General features: G+C 69.6%; 1 protein-coding gene. It reads right to left on the reverse strand.

Annotated features, from left to right (window positions below; all coding sequences use genetic code 11):
- Positions 1 to 64: 64 nt before the first annotated feature.
- Positions 65 to 217: an NlpC/P60 family protein gene (locus B4K29_RS18390; protein WP_414632589.1), complete on the reverse strand. Its 153-nt coding sequence runs from the start codon at positions 215 to 217 to the stop codon at positions 65 to 67.
- Between the last annotated feature and the right edge of the window lie 10 nt (positions 218 to 227).

Here is a 227-nt window from a genome sequence, read left to right on the forward strand (position 1 = left end):
GCGTGGGGGCACGCGTCAGCGCACGCGACCCGTCTCGAGCCCGGAGCTCACTTCGTGCCGCGCGTCAGCGCACGCGACCGCCGTAGGGCAGCAGGTCGGACCAGTACATCGACTCGACCCGGACCTGGGCCCCGGTGTGCGGAGCGTTGACCATCTTGCCGTTGCCGATGTACATGCCCACGTGGTGGATCGAGGCCGCGTCCTTGCCGAAGAACACGAGGTCGCCG

It is taken from the genome of Arsenicicoccus sp. UBA6765, assembly GCF_002453335.1.
Classification (GTDB): domain Bacteria; phylum Actinomycetota; class Actinomycetes; order Actinomycetales; family Dermatophilaceae; genus Arsenicicoccus; species Arsenicicoccus bolidensis.